This window comes from Streptococcus sp. DTU_2020_1001019_1_SI_AUS_MUR_006 (assembly GCF_032340315.1).
Lineage (GTDB): Bacteria > Bacillota > Bacilli > Lactobacillales > Streptococcaceae > Streptococcus.
Genome location: NZ_CP135436.1, coordinates 1,065,376 through 1,083,741 on the forward strand (window position 1 = coordinate 1,065,376; position 18,366 = coordinate 1,083,741).

Sequence of the window (18,366 nt, forward strand, 5' to 3'; positions counted from 1 at the left end):
AAGAAGAAATTCTTACGGTTTTTTTGATGGATAATGAGGATCTTTGTCAACTATAGTGTTGAAACAAAGCTATAGTAGAATGAATCTAGAATAGTACACTAAGACTGCTAAAAATATTTCTAGAAATTAGTTTGATTTTCCTAATCGATTTGTTCATACCTTATTTCAATCTACTATAACATCTGGAGAGGACAGTCGTTGTTCTCTCCATTTTTATATCCAGAGATAGAAGGCTTTGTTGAAAAACTAAAAGATAAAACTATAAATCTCAGTAAAAAATATTTACTAAAATTTTTTAATACTGTTAAATAAGTTGTATGAATATAAAAATGGATAAATCTCTCATAGCAGGGCTGAAATACATCACTAGATGGATGTTTGTTCCTTTAATTCTATTTCTTAAAGAATTACTAAGCTTGCGATAAGAGATGTAAAAAAATAATAAATTTAGTTCGTGTAATACGTTTTTTAGTAAAAAGTAACCGCTAACACTTGATTTTTATAAATATAGTGATATACTAAATTTGTGTAAAAAAATTAAAGGAGATAAACATGAAGTTTCATTTTAATGAGCGTCAACGCTTTTCTTTACGTAAGTATAGTTTTGGTTTAGCCTCTGTTCTTTTAGGAACTGCCTTCTTTTTGAGTGGACAAGTTGCTAGTGCTGATGAGGTAAATGTTTCAGAAACATTGCTCACCTCCGTAGTATCTGTTAGTCCAGAAAGTTCAACAAGTACATCGGAATCTTCAGTACCAAGAACTTCTGAATCAAAACCAACAGTAGCAGATAAGTCTGCTCTATCACCAGAAACTGCCGATTCAAAACCAACAGTAGCTGATAAAGCTGTTGTAACACCAGAAACAACTGAAGTTTCTTCAGATTCTGAAAAAGTTGCAACAGAAAGTCCAAAATCTGAGAAATCAGAAGTATCAGCTAAAGAATCAAGTGAAGATACGGCAAAAACAACTGAAGGTAAAGCTGAAGTTGCTGAAAAAGATGATAAGTCTACTGATAAAGCTCCAGCTGAAGCACGCCGTTCAACACGTACACGTCGAGCTACTTCAGAAAATAAACGTGAAGTATCAAATTGGAGTGAGTTTGTTTCAGCCTTAGAGGATGGAAATGTCAGAGAAATCACTGTAAATGGTGATGTCGTAGCTCAAGGTGATAATGGTAATACCGACAATGGACGTTCAGGATCTGTTGACCGTAAGACTACTATTCATGCACAATCTCGCCCAGTTACGATCCAAGGTAAGGATGGCAATGCTCGTCTTGAACTTTTGTCACACACTTTGGAGTTGACAGGAGCTAGCTGGGAACTAAATCTTAAAAACCTTAAAATAGCGACTGCTAATTCTAAAGGTCCAATTGATTTATCAAGAACTAGCGGTTCAAATACTGTTACCTTTGAAAATGTAACTAGTGTTGGTTCATCACTTTATGGTGGTGGTGGTAACACCCATGTTGTTATCAAAGGAACTACAACTTCAACAGTTAGTGACAGTTATCCAGCTGCAAATGGTCAAACTCAACACGTACAACGGAATGTTGGCGCTGCTGGCCATTCAGACCAACGTCGTGAGTCAAATATCCACGATGCCAAATCTGTAACAGTTTCTGAGGGAGCTAGCTTAACGCTTAACCGTTCTTCTCAAGGGGATGCTATTACTCTTGAAAGTGGAGCTAAGGTCAGTGTAAAAGATAAAGGTAGCCTTACTATTAACATGAACACTGACAATCGATCTGAAAATGCTCGCTACCATAATGCTGGTATTTTCATGGCTGATAGTGGGACCGTGGAAACTGGTAAGGATTCTAAGTTAGTCTTGAATACTAGTATCGGACAAGGGATTTCAATTGGTGTAAATCGTCCAGCTGATGGTATCACTGATAAGGATCGTTACGGTGGATATGTTGCAGGTAACCACGGTAGAAAAAATGGACCGAGTCGAGTTCTTATTGGCGATGGTGGAACTTTTGAATTTCATGGCCGTGATGGGATTATGATGGGAAATCACTCAGAACTTGTCACAGGTCAAAATGCCAAAGTTCGCTTTGAAAATAAAGGTCGTGGTGTTGCCCTTGATTTCGGAAATGATTCAAGAGTAGTCTTTGGAAAACATTCAAACAATACCTTCCATTCTGTAGGCAAAGGGCCTAAGAGCGGCGGTGGTCCGTCTGGAAGTTATGACGGATATAACTATATCGGTCTAAATGAGAACGGTAAGATTCTTGTAGATGACTTTGCTACTTTCCGTGTGCAAATGGACAATCGTGGAGATAATGCCTGGGATGATGTGATTTCCCTTGATTCTAGGAATGGTCGCAAGAGTGAACCAGTTTTTCAAGCGAATAAGGGTTCTATTGTAGATATTCGAGATGATAATACTAACTACTATGCTGAGTTGATCTCAGTAGCATTGGGAGCTAGTACAAACACTTATTTCCAGTTTAATAATCCGCTATATGTTTCCTTTATGAGATACACAAAATCAGATGGTACATCAGCAGGTGAAATTACCGGGAAACTACCAATAACTATTCCTCAAGGGAACAATCCACAGGATATTGGCCACGGAAATATTCTTTATATCTCAAATAAATTAGAAGCTTCAGGGAACCGAATCGAATTTAATGGTCCAACAAATAATGCAGGTGTTGGGACCTATACGGTTTATTCCATGAACAAGGATGGTAGGGATGCACAAAGTCATAATAAACAGAGTTCTGTTTGGATGAATATCCAGGGCGGATCTATGTCTATTGCTGGTTTCCAAAATAATAGAGCACACATAGAACCTGCTAATGCCACATCTGTACCAACAGGTTCTTCTACTGGGGGAGTTGTTGCCACAGATAGGACTTATGGTATTGACCCGGTAGGTGATAACCGTCAAAATATTTGGGTATCAAATGGATCAAAAATCAACCCGACTGGTGTTCATAAAAATGTCATCAAATATGTCTACGAAGATGGAACTCCAGTTAAAAAAGATGTTATCCAGTCATCAGAATGGAAGCGTACTTTGGATGTCTCTATTGACCAAGAAGGCTTTAAAAAGATTTTAAAAAATTCAAGTGTCAGCAATGGTGATGAGTTCTTAGCCGCCTATAGTAAGGCTAAGTATCACATTTCTGATATCGATGGAGATAACATCGCTGATACAGGTTGGAAAGTTGATGGAACAAATTCAGGTACCTATAATTATGGAACTATTGCTTCACCAAAAGTCGATGGCTATAAAGCAGAAATCAAGTCAACTAATGTTCCAGGATTAGAAGTTGGGGCTCAAGCTGATTCAGTTTCTGTTTCATATGATTCAAGCAATGCACCAGAAACGCTTATTGATGCTCAAGCAGGTAAACGTACCGTTTCAGAAACTTATTGGCGCAATATTGTAGCCAAATCTGATTTGGGTGTCTATGAAACAGTTGTTGTCTATAAAAAAGTAAAACAAAAAGCTATTGTCAAATACATTGATACAACTGCTAATAATAAGGAATTAGCAAAAGATGAAGTTGAAGGTACATCTGGTGAAGCTATTAACTACTCAACTGCAGCTAAGATTGCTGATTTTGTTAATAAAGGTTACAAACTTGTAGAAGATGGTTTCACAAACTCAACTGCAGATCAAAAGAAATTTGATGATGATGAAAACATTGATCAAGAATTCGTAGTTAGATTAGAACACGGTGAAACTCCAGTTGGACCAAATAACCCACATAAACCAACAGAGCCAATCAATCCAAATGATCCAAACAGTCCAAGATATCCTGCGGAAAATCAATGGAAGAAAGATGTAACATCAACAGTTCATTATGTGGTATCAGACGGTAATGCAACTGCCCCAGCTGATAAGGTTCAAAATGCACAATGGACACGTACCTTAAAACTTGATAAGGTGACAGGTAAAGTTCTTAACTCTGATGAACCATGGACAGCGAATAAGGATAACTATGATGCAGTTCCAACACCAGGATTGACAGGTTACTACGCTGATAAAGCAAGTGTTGCTTCTAAGACAGTCACTCAAGAAAATCTTGAAGAAACTGTTACTTACAACCCACTTGGAAAATTGGTTCCAAAACCAGAGACACCAAACGATCCAAACTTCCCACGAACACCAGAAGTGAAGTATCCAAATGATCCAACAGATCCAACCAAACCAGGTAAGCCAGTTGTTCCAGATGTTCCAGGCTACAAACCATACTTGCCAAATCCAAACAATCCAACGAAACCAGGTAAACCAGTAACTCCAGGAACACCAATCACTCCTGAAAATCCAGGAAAAGATACACCAATTATCTACCGTAAGGCAGATCAAAAAGCTATTATCAAGTATGTAGACCAAAATACTAGTAGAACACTTGAAAGTGATCAAGTTTCTGGTAAATCAGGTGAAGCCATTAACTATTCAACTGCAGCTAAGATTAAGTACTATAAAGATCGTGGTTACGTTCTTGTAAGCGATGGATTCCCAGCAGGAGCTACTTATGACAAGAATGAGTCAGTTGATCAAGAATTCGTAGTTACCTTGAAACATGGTGAAACTCCAGTTGGACCAAATAACCCACATAATCCAAATGAACCAATAAATCCAGATGATCCAAACAGTCCAAAATACCCTGCGGAAGATCAATGGAAGAAAGATGTAACGTCAACTGTTAAGTATGTGGTGTCAGACGGTAATGCAACTGCCCCAGCTGACAATGTTCAAAATGCACAATGGACACGTACCTTGAAACTTGATAAGGTGACAGGTAAAGTTCTTAACCCTGATGAACAATGGGCATCTAATAAGGCTAACTATGATGCAGTTCCAACACCAGGATTGACAGGTTACTACGCTGATAAAGGAAGTGTTGCGTCTAAGACAGTTACTCAAGAAAATCTTGAAGAAACTGTTACTTACAACCCACTTGGAAAATTGATTCCAAAACCAGAGACACCAAACGATCCAAACTTCCCACGAACACCAGAAGTGAAGTATCCAAATGATCCAAACGATCCAACCAAACCAGGTCAACCAGTTGTGCCTAATGTACCAGGCTACAAACCATACTTGCCAGATCCAAACGATCCAACGAAACCAGGTCAACCAGTAGAACCAGGAACACCTGTAACACCGGATAAACCAGGTGAAGATACGCCGATTATCTACCGCAAGGCAGATCAAAAAGCTACTATCAAGTATGTAGACCAAAATACTGGTGCAACACTTGAAAGTGATCAAGTAGGTGGTAAATCAGGTGAAGCTATTGCCTACTCAACTGCAGCTAAGATTCAGAAATACCAAGATCGTGGCTATGTTCTTGTAAGTGATGGATTCCCAGCAGGAGCTACCTATGACAAGGATGAGTCAGTTGATCAAGAATTCGTAGTTACCTTGAAACATGGTGAAACTCCAGTTGGACCAAATAACCCACATAAACCAACAGAGCCAATCAATCCAAATGATCCAAAGAGTCCTAAATACCCTGCGGAAGATCAATGGAAGAAAGATGTAACGTCAACTGTTCATTATGTGGTATCAGACGGTAATGCAACTGCCCCAGCTGATAAGGTTCAAAATGCACAATGGACACGTACCTTAAAACTTGATAAGGTGACAGGTGAAGTTCTCTCATCTACTCCATGGGCATCGAATAAGGCTAACTATGATGCAGTTCCAACACCAGGATTGACAGGTTACTACGCTGATAAAGGAAGTGTTGCTTCTAAGACAGTTACTCAAGAAAATCTTGAAGAAACTGTTACTTACAAGCCACTTGGAAAATTGGTTCCAAAACCAGAGACACCAAAAGATCCAAACTTCCCATCAACACCAGAAGTGAAGTATCCAAATGATCCAAACGATCCAACAAAACCAGGTAAACCAGTTGTGCCTAATGTACCAGGCTACAAACCATACTTGCCAGATCCAAACGATCCAAGTAAACCAGGTCAACCAGTAGAACCAGGAAAACCAATCACCCCTGAAAATCCAGGAAAAGATACGCCGATTATCTATGTACCAAAAACTAATGATGTGACGCAACCAACAAAACAAACTGTTAAGTACACAAGTACAGATGGTAAAGCTCAGGTACCTTCAGATAAGATTCAAAATGACTATACTTTCACAGGTAAGAAGAATCAAGCTGATGGTACAACAACATGGACTGAAAACAGTCATACTTACGGTAGGGAAAGTGTTCCAGTAGTTTCTGGTTACTACGCTGACAAGTCTGAAGCAGGTAGTAAAACAGTCACTCCAACCAATCCTAATGCTGAAGATGTTGTAACTTATAAACCACTTGGTAAGATTATTCAAGTAGATGAATCAGGAAATGTTATTCCAGGTTCAGTATCTAAGACTTATGAAAATAACCCATTGAATCCTAAAGAAGCAGCAGAAACTAAAATTCCAGATGCACCAACAGGATATGTGATTAAGGAGGAACAACCACAAGCATGGGGTTACAATATTGTTGATAAAACTATTGAACCAAATGATGAAAGTGATCCAGATCGAATTTCACAAGATACGAAGATTGTTTATGTTAAGGCAGACCAAAAAGCAGTGATCAAGTACGTTGATCAAACAACTGGTCAAACCCTTGCCAATGATCAAGTCGGTGGTAAATCAGGTGAGGCAATCAACTACTCAACTGCGGACAAGATCAAGTACTATGAAGATCGTGGCTATGTTCTTGTAAGCGATGAATTCCCAGCAGGAGTTCACTTCGATACCGATGCATCAGTAGATCAAACCTGGACAGTAACCTTGAAACACGGTGAAACTCCAGTTGGACCAAACGATCCACATAATCCAACAGATCCAATCAATCCAAATGATCCAAACAGTCCTAAATACCCAGCGACAGATCAATGGAAGAAAGATGTCACATCTACTGTTAAGTATGTGGTATCAGATGGTAAGGTAGCAGCCCCAGCAGATCATGTTGAAAACGCGACATGGACACGTACCCTTACCTTGGATAAAGTCACAGGTAAAGAACTTTCAGCGACACCATGGGCATCAGATAAGACAGCCTACGCTGCAGTTCCAACACCAGGTTTGACAGGATACTACGCTGATAAAGCAAGTGTTGCTTCTAAGGCAGTTACTCAAGAAAACCTTGAAGAAACTGTTACTTACAAACCACTTGGAAACTTGGTTCCAAAACCAGAGAAACCAAACGATCCAAACTTCCCATCAACACCAGGTGTTAAATATCCGAACGATCCAACAGATCCAACGAAACCAGGTCAACCAGTCGTTCCTGATGTACCAGGTTATGAACCACACCTTCCAGATCCAAACGATCCAACGAAACCAGGTCAACCAATCCAACCAGGAACACCTGTAACACCTGATAAACCAGGGGAAGATACGCCAATCATCTATGTACCAAAAACAAATGATGTGACGCAACCAACTAAACAAACGGTAACGTTTGAAGGAGCAGGAACAGCTACTCCAGCTGATAAGGTTCAAGATAACTTCACCTTTACTGGTAAACAAAAAAATGGTACGACAACATGGGATCAACCTAATCACACTTATGGTAAAGAAACAGTTCCAGTAGTTAAAGGTTACTACGCTGATAAGAAGGAAGCTGGATCTAAGACAGTTACTCCAGATCAACCAGAAGTTACGGATAAGGTTACTTATAAACCACTTGGTAAGATCATTCCAGTTGATCCAGAAGGAAACCCAATTCCTAAAGCACCAACTCCACAGTACAACAATGATCCACAAGATCCAACTAAGGGTGGCGAGACTCCAACTCCAGTTATCCCAGGTTATGTGACAGATACACCAAGTGTAACACCTAATGACCCAGGATCTGATACACCTGTTGTCTACCGTAAGGCGGAACAAAAAGCTATTATCAAGTACGTTGACCAAACAACAGGTCAAACCCTTGCCAATGATCAAGTCGGTGGTAAATCAGGTGAGGCAATCAACTACTCAACTGCGGACAAGATCAAGTATTATGAAGATCGTGGCTATGTTCTTGTAAGCGATGAATTCCCAGCAGGAGTTCACTTCGATACCGATGCATCAGTAGATCAAACCTGGACAGTAACCTTGAAACATGGTGAAACTCCAGTTGGACCAAACGATCCACATAATCCAACAGATCCAATCAATCCAAATGATCCAAACAGTCCTAAATACCCAGCGACAGATCAATGGAAGAAAGATGTAATGTCAACTGTTCATTATGTAGGTGCAGGTAGTCAAACACCAGCAGACAATGTTCAAAATGCACAATGGACACGTACCTTAAAACTTGATAAAGTTACAGGTAAAGTTCTTAACCCTGATGAAGCATGGACAACTAATAAGACTAACTATGATGCAGTTCCAACGCCAAGTGTTACTGGATACTATGCGGATAAAGCAAGTGTTGCTTCTAAGACAGTCACTCAAGAAAATCTCGAAGAAACTGTAACTTACAAACCACTTGGAAACTTGGTTCCAAAACCAGAGACACCAAACGATCCAAACTTCCCATCAACACCAGAAGTGAAGTATCCAAATGATCCAACGGATCCAACGAAACCAGGTCAACCAGTTGTTCCTAATGTACCAGGCTACAAACCATACTTGCCAGATCCAAAAGATCCAAGCAAACCAGGTAAACCAGTAGAACCAGGAAAACCAATCACTCCTGAAAACCCAGGTGACGACACACCAATTATCTACGTACCAATCGTAAATGATGTGAAGAAACCAACTAAACAAACAGTTAAGTTTGAAGGAGCAGGCGATAAGACTCCAGCCGACAACGTCCAAGACGACTTCACATTCACTGGTAAAGTAAACAAAGCTGATGGAAGTACAACATGGACTGAGAAGAGCCATACTTACGGTAAGGTATCTGTACCAGTAATTCCAGGTTACTACGCTGATAAGACAGAAGCTGGTGGTAAGACAGTTACTCCAGAAAATCCTGAAGCAACAGATACAGTAACCTACAAACCACTTGGAAACTTGGTTCCAAAACCAGGAACACCAGATGATCCAAACTTCCCATCAACACCAAAAGTGAAGTATCCAAATGATCCAACAGATCCAGGTAAACCAGGTAAACCAGTTGTTCCAGACGTACCAGGCTACAAACCATACTTGCCAGATCCAAAAGATCCAAGCAAACCAGGTAAACCAGTAGAACCAGGAAAACCAATCACTCCTGAAAACCCAGGTGACGACACACCAATTATCTACGTACCAATCGTAAATGATGTGAAGAAACCAACTAAACAAACAGTTAAGTTTGAAGGAGCAGGCGATAAGACTCCAGCCGACAACGTCCAAGACGACTTCACATTCACTGGTAAAGTAAACAAAGCTGATGGAAGTACAACATGGACTGAGAAGAGCCATACTTACGGTAAGGTATCTGTACCAGTAATTCCAGGTTACTACGCTGATAAGACAGAAGCTGGTGGTAAGACAGTTACTCCAGAAAATCCTGAAGCAACAGATACAGTAACCTACAAACCACTTGGAAACTTGGTTCCAAAACCAGGAACACCAGATGATCCAAACTTCCCATCAACACCAAAAGTGAAGTATCCAAATGATCCAACAGATCCAGGTAAACCAGGTAAACCAGTTGTTCCAGACGTACCAGGCTACAAACCATACTTGCCAGATCCAAAAGATCCAAGCAAACCAGGTAAACCAGTAGAACCAGGAAAACCAATCACTCCTGAAAACCCAGGTGACGACACACCAATTATCTACGTACCAATCGTAAATGATGTGAAGAAACCAACTAAACAAACAGTTAAGTTTGAAGGAGCAGGCGATAAGACTCCAGGAGACAATGTCCAAGATGACTTTACATTTACTGGTAAAGAAAACAAAGCTTCTGGAACTACAACATGGACTGAGAAGAGCCATACTTACGGTAAGGTATCTGTACCAGTAATTCCAGGTTACTACGCTGATAAGACAGAAGCTGGTGGTAAGACAGTTACTCCAGAAAATCCTGAAGCAACAGATACAGTAACCTACAAACCACTTGGAAACTTGGTTCCAAAACCAGGAACACCAGATGATCCAAACTTCCCATCAACACCAAAAGTGAAGTATCCAAATGATCCAACAGATCCAGGTAAACCAGGTAAACCAGTTGTTCCAGACGTACCAGGCTACAAACCATACTTGCCAGATCCAAAAGATCCAAGCAAACCAGGTAAACCAGTAGAACCAGGAAAACCAATCACTCCTGAAAACCCAGGTGACGACACACCAATTATCTACGTACCAATCGTAAATGATGTGAAGAAACCAACTAAACAAACAGTTAAGTTTGAAGGAGCAGGCGATAAGACTCCAGGAGACAATGTCCAAGATGACTTTACATTTACTGGTAAAGTAAACAAAGCTTCTGGAACTACAACATGGACTGAGAAGAGCCATACTTACGGTAAGGTATCTGTACCAGTAATTCCAGGTTACTACGCTGATAAGACAGAAGCTGGTGGTAAGACAGTTACTCCAGAAAATCCTGAAGCAACAGATACAGTAACCTACAAACCACTTGGAAACTTGGTTCCAAAACCAGGAACACCAGACGATCCAAACTTCCCATCAACACCAAAAGTGAAGTATCCAAATGATCCAACAGATCCAGGTAAACCAGGAAAACCAGTTGTTCCAGACGTACCAGGCTACAAACCATACTTGCCAGATCCAAAAGATCCAAGCAAACCAGGTAAACCAGTAGAACCAGGAAAACCAATCACTCCTGAAAACCCAGGTGACGACACACCAATTATCTACGTACCAATCGTAAATGATGTGAAGAAACCAACTAAACAAACAGTTAAGTTTGAAGGAGCAGGCGATAAGACTCCAGGAGACAATGTCCAAGATGACTTTACATTTACTGGTAAAGTAAACAAAGCTTCTGGAACTACAACATGGACTGAGAAGAGCCATACTTACGGTAAGGTATCTGTACCAGTAATTCCAGGTTACTACGCTGATAAGACAGAAGCTGGTGGTAAGACAGTTACTCCAGAAAATCCTGAAGCAACAGATACAGTAACCTACAAACCACTTGGAAACTTGGTTCCAAAACCAGGAACACCAGATGATCCAAACTTCCCATCAACACCAAAAGTGAAGTATCCAAATGATCCAACAGATCCAGGTAAACCAGGTAAACCAGTTGTTCCAGACGTACCAGGCTACAAACCATACTTGCCAGATCCAAAAGATCCAAGCAAACCAGGTAAACCAGTAGAACCAGGAAAACCAATCACTCCTGAAAACCCAGGTGACGACACACCAATTATCTACGTACCAATCGTAAATGATGTGAAGAAACCAACTAAACAAACAGTTAAGTTTGAAGGAGCAGGCGATAAGACTCCAGGAGACAATGTCCAAGATGACTTTACATTTACTGGTAAAGTAAACAAAGCTTCTGGAACTACAACATGGACTGAGAAGAGCCATACTTACGGTAAGGTATCTGTACCAGTAATTCCAGGTTACTACGCTGATAAGACAGAAGCTGGTGGTAAGACAGTTACTCCAGAAAATCCTGAAGCAACAGATACAGTAACCTACAAACCACTTGGAAACTTGGTTCCAAAACCAGGAACACCAGATGATCCAAACTTCCCATCAACACCAAAAGTGAAGTATCCAAATGATCCAACAGATCCAGGTAAACCAGGAAAACCAGTTGTTCCAGACGTACCAGGCTACAAACCATACTTGCCAGATCCAAAAGATCCAAGCAAACCAGGTAAACCAGTAGAACCAGGAAAACCAATCACTCCTGAAAACCCAGGTGACGACACACCAATTATCTACGTACCAATCGTAAATGATGTGAAGAAACCAACTAAACAAACAGTTAAGTTTGAAGGAGCAGGCGATAAGACTCCAGGAGACAATGTCCAAGATGACTTTACATTTACTGGTAAAGTAAACAAAGCTTCTGGAACTACAACATGGACTGAGAAGAGCCATACTTACGGTAAGGTATCTGTACCAGTAATTCCAGGTTACTACGCTGATAAGACAGAAGCTGGTGGTAAGACAGTTACTCCAGAAAATCCTGAAGCAACAGATACAGTAACCTACAAACCACTTGGAAACTTGGTTCCAAAACCAGGAACACCAGATGATCCAAACTTCCCATCAACACCAAAAGTGAAGTATCCAAATGATCCAACAGATCCAGGTAAACCAGGTAAACCAGTTGTTCCAGACGTACCAGGCTACAAACCATACTTGCCAGATCCAAAAGATCCAAGCAAACCAGGTAAACCAGTCGAACCAGGAAAACCAATCACTCCTGAAAACCCAGGTGACGACACACCAATTATCTACGTACCAATCGTAAATGATGTGAAGAAACCAACTAAACAAACAGTTAAGTTTGAAGGAGCAGGCGATAAGACTCCAGGAGACAATGTCCAAGATGACTTTACATTTACTGGTAAAGAAAACAAAGCTTCTGGAACTACAACATGGACTGAGAAGAGCCATACTTATGGTAAGGTATCTGTACCAGTAATTCCAGGTTACTACGCTGATAAGACAGAAGCAGGTGGTAAGACAGTTACTCCAGAAAATCCTGAAGCAACAGATACAGTAACCTACAAACCACTTGGAAACTTGGTTCCAAAACCAGAGAAACCAAACGATCCAAACTTCCCATCAACACCAAAAGTGAAGTATCCAAATGATCCAAACGATCCAGGTAAACCAGGTAAGCCAGTGGTTCCAGACGTACCAGGCTACAAACCATACTTGCCAGATCCAAAAGATCCAAGCAAACCAGGTCAACCAGTAGAACCAGGTAAGGAGCTACCAAACCTTCCAACAAACCCAGGTGAAGACACCCCAATCATCTACGTTCCAATCGTAAATGATGTGAAGAAACCAACTAAACAAACAGTTAAGTTTGAAGGAGCAGGCGATAAGACTCCAGCCGACAATGTCCAAGATGACTTTACGTTTACTGGTAAAGAAAACAAAGCTTCTGGAACTACAACATGGAATGAGAAGAGCTATACTTACGGTAAGGTATCTGTTCCAGTAATTCCAGGTTACTACGCGGATAAGACAGAAGCAGGTGGTAAGACAGTTACTCCAGAAAATCCTGAAGTAGTAGAGATTGTTACCTATAAACCACTTGGAAGCTTGGTTCCAAAATCTGATGATCCTAAATTCCCATCAACACCAGATGTGAAATATCCAAATGATCCAACAGATCCAACAAAACCAGGTAAACCAGTTGTTCCAGACGTACCAGGCTACAAACCATACTTGCCAGATCCAAAAGATCCAAGCAAACCAGGTCAACCAGTAGAACCAGGTAAGGAACTTCCAAACCTTCCAACAAACCCAGGTGATGACACACCAATCATCTACGTTCCAATTGTACCAGTAACTCCAGAGAAACCAGTGACTCCAGAGAAACCAGTAACTCCAGAGAAACCAGTAACTCCAGAGAAACCAGTGACTCCAGAGAAACCAGTAACTCCAGAGAAACCAGTAACTCCAGAGAAACCAGTAACTCCAGAGAAACCAGTAGCTCCAGAGAAACCAACCTCTGCTAAAGAAAATACTCCTCAGTTGCCAAATACTGGTACTGAAGATCATACTAGCTTAGCAGCACTTGGACTTCTTGGAGTAATGAGTGGATTTGGACTTGTAGTTCGTAAGAAAAAAGAAGATTAGAATAAATATTTAATCCTATTGAAATTACTTTGGACTAGATGATCGAGTCTATAGCATTAAGAGGGCAAACATTTTAAGAATGTTTGTCTTCTTTTTATATAATGGATTGAACCTAGAATAGTACGCGCCAAATCACCCAAAATGTGTTTTAGCCAGATTTGTCTGCATTAGTCTAGCTTTTATCAATGGAAAATGTTATAATAGACTGTATTTAAAAAAATTTTAAGGAGAAATGACAGAATGTCTGTATCATTTGAAAACAAAGAAACAAACCGTGGTGTCTTGACTTTCACTATCTCTCAAGACCAAATCAAACCAGAATTGGACCGTGTGTTTAACTCAGTAAAGAAATCTCTTAACGTTCCTGGTTTCCGTAAAGGGCATCTTCCACGTCCTATCTTCGACCAAAAATTTGGTGAAGAGTCACTTTACCAAGACGTTATGAACGCTCTTTTGCCAAACGCTTATGAAGCAGCTGTAAAAGAAGCTGGTCTTGAAGTCGTTGCACAACCAAAAATTGACGTAACTTCAATGGAAAAAGGTCAAGATTGGGTTATCACTGCTGAAGTTGTTACAAAACCTGAAGTTAAATTGGGCGACTACAAAAACCTTGAAGTATCAGTTGATGTAGAAAAAGAAGTAACTGACGCTGACGTTGAAGAGCGTATCGAACGTGAACGCAACAACTTGGCTGAATTGGTGATCAAAGATGGTGCTGCTGAAGACGGCGACACTGTTGTTATCGACTTCGTTGGTTCAATCGACGGTGTTGAATTTGATGGCGGAAAAGGTGAAAACTTCTCACTTGGACTTGGTTCAGGTCAATTCATCCCTGGTTTCGAAGACCAATTGGTAGGTCACTCAGCTGGTGAAACTGTTGATGTTATCGTAACATTCCCAGAAGACTACCAAGCTGAAGACCTTGCCGGTAAAGAAGCTAAATTCGTGACAACTATCCACGAAGTAAAAGCTAAAGAAGTTCCAGCTCTTGACGATGAACTTGCAAAAGACATCGACGAAGAAGTTGAAACACTTGCTGAATTGAAAGAAAAATACCGCAAGGAATTGGCTGCTGCTAAAGAAGAAGCTTACAAAGATGCAGTTGAAGGTGCAGCAATTGATAAAGCTGTAGAAAACGCTGAAATCGTAGAACTTCCAGAAGAAATGATCCACGAAGAAGTTCACCGTTCAGTAAACGAATTCCTTGGAAACTTGCAACGTCAAGGTATCAACCCTGACATGTACTTCCAAATCACTGGAACTACTCAAGAAGACCTTCACAAACAATACGAAGCAGAAGCTGAGTCACGTACTAAGACTAACCTTGTTATCGAAGCAGTTGCGAAAGCTGAAGGATTTGACGCTTCAGAAGAAGAAATCCAAAAAGAAATCGAGCAATTGGCTGCAGATTACAACATGGAAGTTGCACAAGTACAAAGCTTGCTTTCAGCTGAAATGTTGAAACACGATATCGCAGTGAAGAAAGCTGTTGAATTGATCACAAGCACTGCAACAGTTAAATAATCTTTATAAGATAAAAGCCCACCGATTCGGTGGGTTTTCTTATACTTTATTTTCCGAAAATCTCCTTCAGGTCTTCTTCAGTAATCCCAATCATAGCTGGGATACTAGACCAGTTATCTTCGGTTAAGATGTAGGATTGTTCAGTGTCTGTAACTGGTGTAGCTTCAGTAGCTGATTTACTAGTTCCATCAGTTGATTCTATTAAGTCAGCGAAACGTTCAATTAGATAGGTCTTACGAGCTGTTCCGATATGTTGAGTTGCATAGTCAAAGGCCTGTAATTCGCCTAGTAGGATGAGCTTGCTTTTGGCACGAGTGATAGCAGTGTAGATGAGATTGCGTTCTAACATCCGCTTACTTGCACTGGTGATTGGTAAAATAACGACGGGAAACTCGCTCCCCTGAGATTTATGGATGCTCATGGCATAGGCTAAGCGAATCTTGTACCATTCATTTCGAGGATAGGAGACCTCATTGCCGTCAAAATCAATCATAATTTCATCCTGCTTGGATTCAGTGTATTTTCCAGGAATCAAGTCTGTGATATAGCCTAAGTCTCCGTTAAAGACATTGACCTCTGCATCGTTGACTAGGTGGATGACCTTATCTCCTGTTCGATAGTGACACTGAGGAGCTTCAAAGCTAAGCTGGTCTTTTTGTGGAGGATTGAGTAGGTCTTGCATGAGTTGGTTGATCGCATCAATACCAGCAGTTCCACGGTACATAGGGGCAAGAACCTGAATATCACGAGCAGGGATGCCACTTCTGATAGCAGCACCTAGGATTTTTTCAATGCTAGCAGGGATATGGTTACTAGCGATTTCAAAGTAGGAGCGATCTGCTTTTTTCTGGGTAAAATCTGCAGGCAATATTCCCTGACGAATCTGACTTGCAAGAGTGACGATGGTTGATTCTTCGCTCTGACGGTAGATTCTTTCCAAACGTGTTTGAGGTATGGTTGGTATCTGGAGTAAATCTGCTAGGACTTGACCAGGACTGACAGAAGGTAACTGATCGCTATCACCAACGATAAGGATTTTACTGGTAGAGGAGATATTGGAGAAGAGCTGGTTGGCTAACCAAGTATCTACCATAGAAAACTCGTCAACAATGATAAAGTCAGCATCCAGATAATCTTCCAGATGGCTGGTATCGTCGTCTCCAGTCATACCCAAGTGGCGGTGAATAGTTGCACTTGGTAGTCCTGTCAGCTCATTCATACGACGGGCTGCGCGACCGGTGGGAGCGGCTAGGAGAATGGGCAGATTGCTCTTTTTCTTGAGATCTAGTCCTTCTAAGAGAGCATAGACAGCGATAATGCCGTTGATAACAGTAGTCTTACCTGTACCAGGTCCACCTGTAAGGATAAAGACCTTGTTCTGGATAGCATCGCAGATAGCCTGTTTTTGAATACTATCATACTCAATCCCCAGTTCTTCCTCAACAGTTGCGATATGTTCTTGAATGGTTTCTAGATCCTGTTTTTTACTCTGCCCTTTTTCGAGGATTCTGATGAGATGACTGCGAATCCCTTCTTCTGCAAAAAAGAGGCTATTATCAAAGATTTTGGTATCAATCTGCTGGACCTTATCTTCTTCAATCAGATAAGCAAGTTCTTGGGCAACTTGACTCGGATCTAGTTCGACTGGACGGGAGGATTCCAGAAGGTAGAGGGTTTGCTCTAACAAGTCTCTAGCTTCCATATAGGTATCTCCCGTCTCCATGCAACCTTGAAAGAGACTATGGACAAGACCCGCACGGAAACGCTCGGGAGCCTGGCTTTCAATTCCCAGTTCTTGGGCCAGTTGGTCAGCAATGGTAAATCCCAAGCCCTTGATATCCTCGACCAGTTGATAGGGATAGTTCTCGACAATCTCTAGTGTTTCTTCCTTGTAAAAGTCTTGGATCTGAAAGGCTAGCTTATTTGGGATGCCGTAATTAGCCAGTTTGGCTAAGACCATCTCTGTTCCGTAATTAAGACGAAGGGTTGAGACAAAGGTTTCACGATTTTTAGCAGAGAGGCCAGAGATAGACTGGAGCTTGTCTGGATTTTCTAAGATTTTGTCAATAGTGTTTTCACCGTAAATATCCACGATTTTCTGAGCTGTTTTGAGTCCAATTCCCTTAAAATGACTGCTGGAGAAATACTTGACCAAGCCCTTACTAGTCGGCTTGGCTCTCTCATAGCGAATCATTTGTAGTTGTTCACCATATTTGGAGTGTTGGACGATTTGTCCCCAAAAGGTGTATTCCTCTCCTTCAATGATATCAGCCATAGTACCTGTGACGATGATTTCATAATCATCAAAGCCCTCAGCATTGGTATCCTCAATATCTAGGAGTAAAATACGGAAAAAATTGCTGACATTTTCAAAAATAATGCGCTCAATGGTGCCTGAAAAATAAACTTCCATAAAATTCCTTACAATAATTTCTGAGAAAATGTATCCCAGATTTAGTCAAAATAGAATGAGAAGAGGCTGAGATGGGAAATTCTCGGCCTCTTCCTAGTTTTTAAAATGTTCCGATACGTTTGAGTGGCCAGAAGCGGAATTTGGCTTCTCCAGTGATATCTTTTGCCTTAAAGGTACCAACATGTCGACTGTCGCTAGATACCAGACGGTCATCACCTAGGAGGAGGTATTCTCCTTCTGGAACAGTGAAGGTAAAGCTAGTATTGTAATTAACATCTAGGGTAAAGGCCTGAGCCTTTTGAGCTAAAGTTCTAAAGTATTCGCCTTTTTTACCAACCCAACCACTTCCAGTATAGGTGCTTTGGAGCTTGTCTTCCTTGAAGCGCTTGAGGTATTCTGCTAAATAGGGTTCATCAGTTTCTTGACCGTTAATATAGAGTTTATCGTTGTCATAATGAATGGTATCTCCTGGCATACCGATAACTCGCTTGATGATATCCTTGTTTCCATCCTCTTCATGGGCAACCACGATATCAAAGCGATCAATAGGAAGATGTTTGACAACGAAGAGAACTTCTCCATCGGCTAGGGTAGGATCCATAGAGTGTCCTTCTACACGGACATTTCTCCAAAGAAACATCCAACTAAGAGCAACAAGAGTAATGAAGAGGATAAAACTCCCCCACTCTTTTAAAAATGATTTAAAATATTTCATA

The 18,366-nt window shown here is 40.8% G+C and carries 4 protein-coding genes; 2 read left to right on the forward strand and 2 right to left on the reverse strand.

Annotated features, from left to right (window positions below; translation table 11 throughout):
- Window positions 1-552: 552 nt before the first annotated feature.
- Both RRU92_RS05220 and tig read left to right on the forward strand, forming a co-directional pair.
- Window positions 553-13,713, forward strand: coding sequence for a mucin-binding protein (locus RRU92_RS05220; protein WP_315640886.1), 13,161 nt, complete (start codon window positions 553-555; stop codon window positions 13,711-13,713).
- Between the two features lie 240 nt (window positions 13,714-13,953).
- Window positions 13,954-15,237 (forward strand): trigger factor, encoded by a 1,284-nt coding sequence (gene tig / locus RRU92_RS05225; protein ID WP_315640887.1) that lies wholly within the window; start codon window positions 13,954-13,956, stop codon window positions 15,235-15,237.
- Window positions 15,238-15,283: 46 nt separating this feature from the next.
- Here the strand turns inward: tig and RRU92_RS05230 are convergent, their stop codons facing one another.
- Window positions 15,284-17,650: an ATP-dependent RecD-like DNA helicase gene (locus tag RRU92_RS05230; protein WP_315640888.1), complete on the reverse strand. Its 2,367-nt coding sequence runs from the start codon at window positions 17,648-17,650 to the stop codon at window positions 15,284-15,286.
- Window positions 17,651-17,750: 100 nt separating this feature from the next.
- Window positions 17,751-18,365: a signal peptidase I gene (gene lepB / locus RRU92_RS05235; protein ID WP_315638816.1), complete on the reverse strand. Its 615-nt coding sequence runs from the start codon at window positions 18,363-18,365 to the stop codon at window positions 17,751-17,753.
- Window position 18,366: the final 1 nt, after the last annotated feature.